Genomic DNA, 6191 nt, shown 5'->3' on the forward strand with positions numbered 1-6191 from the left:
CAGTGACAAAAATCACCCTAAGGCCCTGCGAAAGGTCAGGTTTATGCGTTTTTCCCCCAACAGCGGATGGTTGCCGTCCTTGAGGGTGGCGACGCCGTGGAAAGTGAGGCGGGATGGACCACCCCAGACCGCGACATCGCCGTGGACCAGGGGGTATTTGGCGGTCGGATCCCCGCGCTTCGCCCCGCCGAACAGGAAGGTGGCGGGCAGGCCGAGCGAGACCGAGACGATCGGCTGGCTCATGTCCAGCTCGTCCTGGTCCTGGTGCAGGGAGAGCTTGGTGCCGGGTTCATAACGGTTGATCAGGCAGGAATCCGGCTGGAAGTCCCGGTAGCCGGCCTCTGCCGCGGCTTCGGCGGCAAGGCTCTGGAAGCAGATCGGCATCGGCGGCCAGGGCCTGCCGGTCGTGGGGTCGGTCGGGCTGTAGCGATAGCCCTTGCGGTCGGTCACCCAACCGACGCTGCCGCAGGTCGTCATCGCCACCGACATCGTGTAGCCGCCGGGCGTCATCATGTGGCGAAACGGCGCTTCCGCGGCGACGGCCTCGATCGCCGCCAGCAACGCCGTCTCGCGGGGCAAGGCGAAGCCGCGGAGCAGCACGGCACCCGCCGCCATCGTCTCGCGCCGCTCGGCGAAAAGATCCGGCATCATGCCGCGGCGCTCGCATGCAGCACCGGGCGATAACCGGCGCGCAAGGCGGCGAGGGTCGAGGGCGGCGTCAGCATGCCTTCGGCCCGCGGCGATTTGTCGATGGATTCATACCCGAACGGCGTCCAGCGTAGCGGACGTCCCTGCACGATCAGGCAGGCCGCATCGCCGGCGGTGATCATCGTCCCGTCCGGCAATCGCGCGATCGGGCCGGGTATCGGGTGGATGCGTTTCTTGCGTTGCTGCAGGCGTTCGCGGTGCAGGATGGCGTCCAGCTCCGGTGCGGCGAGAACGGGGCCGCCGTTGCCCTCGGCCCAGGCGGCACGAAAGGCCTCGATGCGATCGCGGCTGCAGTAGAAGCAGGGCCGATGGCCGGCGGCGAGCGCGGTCGCCTCGTCGAGGAAGAACAGCTCGGTCCAGCTTCGCCGCGCCATCGGCACGCGGTGGAGCTGCTTGTACTTCAGCTGGCAGATCAGCCAGCATTTGAGGCTCCAACGCTTCTTCAGCAAGCTCCGGGTCTCCGGGTCATGGATGATCCCGCGGTTGCCGGTGAACATCCCGCGGGCCGGGGTCGCGATGATCTCGCCGAAAGGGGTGACGCGATTCTGAAGCGGCATGACGATACGGGCCCGGCCGAACTGAAAAGGCGAACCTAGCCGGAGGGATGCTCTAATATCCATCCGGATCATGCTGATGGGAGCGGGTGATGTTCGCGGTGGTATTCGAGGTCCAGCCGAGATCCGACAAGTGGGACGACTATCTGGGCCTGGCCCAGCTGCTGAAGCCGGAGCTGCAGGCGATCGACGGATTCATCGATGTGACGCGCTATCACAGCCTGGCGCGGCCGGGCTGGCTGCTGTCGCTGTCGATCTGGCGCGATGAGAAGGCACTGGTGCGCTGGCGCACCCAGGCCAAGCACCATGGGGCCCAGGAGCGCGGACGCTCGGAGATCTTCGGCGACTATCACCTGCGGGTCGGCCAGATCACGCGCGATACAGCCGAGGCGGATCTGCCGGAGCAGCGGCTCGACGAAACCGCGGTGGGTGCGGGCACGACCGTCACGCTCGTCAGCGGCAAGCGGCCGCCGGAATGGGTGAAACAGAACGGTGCGCAGGCGGTCGCTGCGGATCTGGGCCTGAAGCCGGAAGCCGCGGGCCTGGTGGCCTGGGACGTGTTCGACGCGGTGCTGGCGCCGGGCGAGGTGATCCTGTTGCTGAGCTGGCGTGACCAGGCCGCGGCGGAAGCGTTCGAGGCGGCCCGCTCGGGTCCTGATGCCGGGTGGCTGCGACGGGTGCGGATCGTGCGCGACTACGGCATGTTCGATCGCCGGGAAGCGCCGCAATACTATCCCGACGCGGCGCGCCGCTAGGCGGCGTTGAGGCCCTCGCCGAGCGCCGCGGCGAAGCGTCGTGCGATCGATCCGTCGGAGTCGAGCTTCGGGTTGAAGATGGTGATGTCCATGCCCAGCGCCTTGCCGCTGGCCAGCGCGGTGCGCAGGATCGTCGTCAGCTCGTCCCATTGCAGCCCGCCCGGCATGCGGTAATCGACCGCCGGCATGATGGCATCGTCGAGCACATCGGCATCGAGGTGAATCCAGAAGCCGTCGAGCTGCGGCCCGATCAGGCGGTCGAGCGCCCGCCGCGCCGTCGCGGCGGCCCCGCATTCGCGCAAGGCATGGAGATTGATGATGCCGATGCCGCTGTCCTCGACCCGCTGGCTGCCATGGCTCTCGGCATCGCTGCTGTCGCGATGCGCCAGCAGGGTGACGTCCTCATCGCGGACCAGCGGCGAACGGCCTTCTAGATCGGTGACCAGCTCCGGCCCGCGCCCGGTGACCAGGGCGAGATCCATGGACGCCGCCTCGCCGTTGGGCTCCGCCTCGGGCTGATAGAAATCAGCGTGGCCATCGAGGAACAGCAGGCCGGCGCGACCCCGGCGCCGGTTCGCCAAGGTGCAGCCGAGCAGGATCGAGCAGTCGCCGCCCAGCACCACCGGAAACTCGCCGGCAGCGAGCAGCGGCTCCAGCCGGTCGGCCAGATTGACGGCATATTGCGCCAGGCCTTGGGGATTGAGCAGCTTGGTCTCAGGGTCGCGCCGCGCGTCATAGGGCGGGGGTTCGACTCGGCCGTCGTGACGCGCCTGGAGGTGTTCCGCCAGGCCCGCGCCGAGCAAGGCGGCGGGCAAGGTCTCAACGCCTTTCGGAAACAACCCGAGTACTGAAGGCGCTTCGACGATGGCGAAACGGGTCATGCATGATTCTCCCTGACTGCAGAAGAGATAGGAAGAGGTCACGCCGACTGCAATGTTCCTGACTTACGATTTGGCGGTCTTGTGCTCTTCGCGGGCCGCTTCCCAGACTTCGCGCGCCGCATCGGCGTTCAACAAGGCAACGCCGATCCCGACCAGGAGATCCGGCCAGATCGACGGCCAGATGTAAGCGGTCACCAGTCCTGCGCCGATGATGGCGAGATTGGCGTAGGCATCGTTGCGCGCCGAGAGGAAGGCGGCGCGGGTCAGGCTGCCGCTGTGCTCGCGGAACCGGGCCAGGATGACGGCGCAGGTGAGGTTCACCACCAGCGCGCCGAGGCCGGTCAGGCTCAAAGAAACCGGATCCGGCGGCGCCGGGTTGAGGAGCTTCTCGACACCGGTCCAGACCGTGGCCGCGGCCGGCACCAGCAGGAGGCCGGCCAGCAGCATGCCGAGCCGGGCGCGTGCCTGCAGTGACCAGGCGAGCCCCAGGAAGATCAGCAGGTTGACCGAGGTGTCCTCGAAGAAGTCGACGCTGTCGGCGAACAGCGAGACCGAGCCGATGCGCAAGGCGACCACGCATTCGAACAGGCCGTAGGCGCAGTTGAGAGCGGCGACGATGAGGACCGCACGGCGCAGCATCAGCGACCGTCGCTCCAGGCCCGGGCCATGAAGCGCGCCTTGCCGCCGGCCAGGACATGCAGCGCCTTTTCGAGATTGCGGACGCGGGCCGCCTCGGATTTCAGTCGTGCGAAATAGCGCAGGATTTCCTTCTGGCGGCTCGGCGGCAGGGCAGTCCAGCCTTGCTTGGCCGCGGGGTTGCGGTTGAGCGCCTGGCTGAACCAGCGCGGCATCGGGTCGACCGGGCCGCCGCGATAGTCCGGATTGAAATCCACTCCAACGCGCACGGTATCGCCGACCTTGATCGCCGCGGCTTTCCGCACGGTGGCGTCGAGGTAGAGAAAGAAGCTGCCGTCACCGGCCGGCATCAGGTTGATGCGATGCGGCAGCTCCGGACGGCCGTTGACCTGCACCAGCACCGGCATCGGCCCTCGCCAGTCCTTGGCGAGGTGCGCGGCTCGGGTGGCGCTGACCAAAACGTAGGGATTGATGCCGCGGATCTCGATCCTTGCCCGGAAGTTGACCTTCACGCGGGCTCGACACCGAAGGTCTCGACCACGTTCTTGCCGGCGGCCAGGCTCTTGATCCAGCCGTCTTCGCGGGCGAGGCGCGCTTCGGCATCGCGGATGCGGTTGCGGACGGTCGCCGGCGAGAGCGCGACCAGTCCGTCATCATCACCGATGATGAGATCGCCCGGCGTGACGCGACGGCCACCGATCGTAACCGGCGCGTTGAGCATGCCGCCGGCCGCCGAGGTGGGGCCGCGCGGCGTGATCGAGCGTGAGAAGACGGAAAAGTCCGTCCAGCCGGCCAGGGTCGCGACGTCGCGCACGGGACCGTCGCAGACCACGCCGGCGGCGCCACGGTTGCGCAGATGACCGCTCAGGATCTCGCCGATCATGGCCGTCACCGCATCGCCGCCGGCCGCGATCACCAGCACCTCGCCTTTGCCGACATGCTCCAGCGCGTGGACCACGGCGCCGAAATCCGGCGGCGTGCAGGAGGTCGTGACGGCGAGGCCGAACAGTTTCGGTTGCTTGCCCGGCGGGTTGATCGGTCGGATCGCCGGATCGATCTGGCTCTCCGGCGAGAGGTCGACCGCGACCGCCACCGGGATCGCGCGCCAGGGGGCGATGTCGGCTTCGGTCAAGTCGCGCGTAACCGGGTGAATGATGACGGACATCTCAGTTCCTGTTCGCTTGCATGGCCTTCACCGCGGTGGCGAGGCGCTTGACGCCTTCGCGCAGCTGGTCGGGCTCGTTGCGGGTGAAGTTGACACGGATCGCCCGGCGGTTCTCGCCGGCTGCGTCGAAGACGCTGCTCGGCGTGATGCAGACGCCGGATTCCATCGCGCGCTTCAGCAGCAGGTCGGTGTCGAGCTTCTGATCGCGCGCGGTGGCCCAGACGAACATGCCGCCGGACGGGACTTCCCATTGGAAGCTGTCGGCGAGGTGCTCCGTCATCGCCGCGCAGAGGGCGTCGCGGCGGCGGCGATAGAGGTCGACGATCGCCGGCTGGATCTGCTCGATCAACCCGGCTTCCAGCGCGCCGAGCGCGATCCGCTGGGTGACGCCGCTGGTGCACATGTCGGAGCCCTGCTTCGCCAAGGTGAGCACCGCGATCATCTCCGGCGCGGCGATCACCCAACCGATGCGGAGGCCGGGTGCGATCTCCTTCGACAAGGTGCCCATGTAGAGCACGGGGCCGTCATAGGGTGTCCGCGCGGTCTGGCGCGCCGAGAGCTCGATCAAGCGGGGCAGCGGCGGCGCGTCGTAATGGAGGCCGCCATAGGGATCGTCCTCGACCAGCCAGGTGCCGGTGCGATGCGCGGCATCGACCAGCGCCGCGCGGGTCGGGAGATCGACCAGCTTGCCGGTCGGGTTGGAGAAATTCGGCACGGTGTAGGCGAATTGCGCGCCGGCGAAGAGTGTCGCCGCGTCGAAGCCCGGCTGGTCGAGCATCAGGTTGCGGAACTGCGGCAGGCGCGGCCGCCAGGCATCGAGCGCGCCGAGATAGGTCGGGAACTGGCCGGCGATGATGCCGCCTTCTTCGAGCAGCACCTTGCCGATGAGGTCGAGGCCCTGCATGCCGCTGGTCGTCACCAGCACGTTCTCGCGGGTGAGATGGAGCGCGTCAGAGCTGAAGCGCCGCGCCAGGGCGTCGCGCAATTCCGGCAGCCCTTCGATCGGGCCATAGCCGAGCGTGTCGCCGGGATGCTCGGCGATTGCGCGCCGGGCGATCTCGGCGACCGCCTCCGCCGGATAGGTCTCCGGTGCCGGCAGGCCCCCCGCCATGTTGATCAGGCCGGGAATCCGGCCCGCCGCGAGGAACATCCGGGTGACGTCATTGGTGGTGCCCAGCCAGCGGGCGAAGGCGGGGCGGGTGTTGGGGTGGGAATCCATGCTTGGAGCTTCCAGGTGGGCGTGCGTGCATCTTACCCGGTTGGCGCGTCCGAGCGAGACGCACCGCAAGCTTGGAAGCGGAAATGGCGGGGAAGCGAGGGAAAGACCGGCGGATCAGCGCGGCCGGCCGGAGCCTCTGCGGGCTGTGAGCGGCCCGACACATAGGTAACAGATCGTACCGGACACATAGGTAACACTTTCCCCGGTTTTTTGGGGGGTGTCGATGCCTTGGAAGGAGTGTTCGGTCGTGGACGAGCGTCTCAGGTTTGTCGC

The 6191-nt window shown here is 67.9% G+C and carries 8 protein-coding genes; 1 reads left to right on the forward strand and 7 read right to left on the reverse strand.

What is annotated here, in order from left to right:
- Nucleotides 1-12 precede the first annotated feature (12 nt).
- Both alkB and ACH2CY_RS24895 read right to left on the reverse strand, forming a co-directional pair.
- On the reverse strand, nt 13-648 hold the full coding sequence (gene alkB / locus ACH2CY_RS24890; RefSeq protein ID WP_395022527.1) for a DNA oxidative demethylase AlkB: 636 nt from the start codon (nt 646-648) through the stop codon (nt 13-15).
- Nucleotides 648-1265, reverse strand: a complete 618-nt coding sequence (locus ACH2CY_RS24895) for a hypothetical protein (protein WP_395022517.1) — start codon at nt 1263-1265, stop codon at nt 648-650. Before ACH2CY_RS24895 ends, alkB begins: the two co-directional genes overlap by 1 nt.
- 89 nt (nt 1266-1354) lie before the next feature.
- On the opposite strand from ACH2CY_RS24895, the gene ACH2CY_RS24900 reads away from it, so the two are divergent.
- Nucleotides 1355-2017, forward strand: coding sequence for an antibiotic biosynthesis monooxygenase family protein (locus ACH2CY_RS24900; protein WP_395022519.1), 663 nt, complete (start codon nt 1355-1357; stop codon nt 2015-2017).
- Here the strand turns inward: ACH2CY_RS24900 and ACH2CY_RS24905 are convergent.
- From ACH2CY_RS24905 to ACH2CY_RS24925, 5 genes are all read right to left on the reverse strand, one after another.
- A complete protein-coding gene (locus tag ACH2CY_RS24905; protein ID WP_395022520.1) occupies nt 2014-2898 on the reverse strand; it encodes an arginase family protein in 885 nt (294 codons plus the stop codon). The two genes, ACH2CY_RS24900 and ACH2CY_RS24905, sit on opposite strands and share 4 nt — an antisense overlap.
- 63 nt (nt 2899-2961) lie before the next feature.
- On the reverse strand, nt 2962-3537 hold the full coding sequence (locus ACH2CY_RS24910; protein WP_395022521.1) for a cation transporter: 576 nt from the start codon (nt 3535-3537) through the stop codon (nt 2962-2964).
- Complete coding sequence (locus tag ACH2CY_RS24915; RefSeq protein WP_395022523.1) at nt 3537-4046, reverse strand: YdeI/OmpD-associated family protein; 510 nt, start codon at nt 4044-4046, stop codon at nt 3537-3539. Before ACH2CY_RS24915 ends, ACH2CY_RS24910 begins: the two co-directional genes overlap by 1 nt.
- Complete coding sequence (locus ACH2CY_RS24920) at nt 4043-4699, reverse strand: RraA family protein (RefSeq protein ID WP_395022524.1); 657 nt, start codon at nt 4697-4699, stop codon at nt 4043-4045. The genes ACH2CY_RS24915 and ACH2CY_RS24920 overlap by 4 nt, the downstream gene beginning before the upstream one ends.
- A gap of 1 nt (nt 4700) precedes the next feature.
- Nucleotides 4701-5918, reverse strand: a complete 1218-nt coding sequence (locus tag ACH2CY_RS24925; protein WP_395022525.1) for a PLP-dependent aminotransferase family protein — start codon at nt 5916-5918, stop codon at nt 4701-4703.
- Nucleotides 5919-6191: the final 273 nt, after the last annotated feature.

The organism is Dongia sp., from assembly GCF_041905885.1.
Taxonomy (GTDB): domain Bacteria; phylum Pseudomonadota; class Alphaproteobacteria; order Dongiales; family Dongiaceae; genus Dongia.

What these genes read in the sequence shown, in the direction of transcription:
- ACH2CY_RS24905 (WP_395022520.1), bottom strand. Translation starts at nt 2,898, where the DNA reads ATGACCCGTTTCGCCATCGTCGAAGCGCCTTCAGTACTCGGGTTGTTT.
- ACH2CY_RS24895 (WP_395022517.1), bottom strand. Translation starts at nt 1,265, where the DNA reads ATGCCGCTTCAGAATCGCGTCACCCCTTTCGGCGAGATCATCGCGACC.
- alkB (WP_395022527.1), bottom strand. Translation starts at nt 648, where the DNA reads ATGCCGGATCTTTTCGCCGAGCGGCGCGAGACGATGGCGGCGGGTGCC.
- ACH2CY_RS24900 (WP_395022519.1), top strand. Translation starts at nt 1,355, where the DNA reads ATGTTCGCGGTGGTATTCGAGGTCCAGCCGAGATCCGACAAGTGGGAC.
- ACH2CY_RS24920 (WP_395022524.1), bottom strand. Translation starts at nt 4,699, where the DNA reads ATGTCCGTCATCATTCACCCGGTTACGCGCGACTTGACCGAAGCCGAC.
- ACH2CY_RS24910 (WP_395022521.1), bottom strand. Translation starts at nt 3,537, where the DNA reads ATGCTGCGCCGTGCGGTCCTCATCGTCGCCGCTCTCAACTGCGCCTAC.
- ACH2CY_RS24925 (WP_395022525.1), bottom strand. Translation starts at nt 5,918, where the DNA reads ATGGATTCCCACCCCAACACCCGCCCCGCCTTCGCCCGCTGGCTGGGC.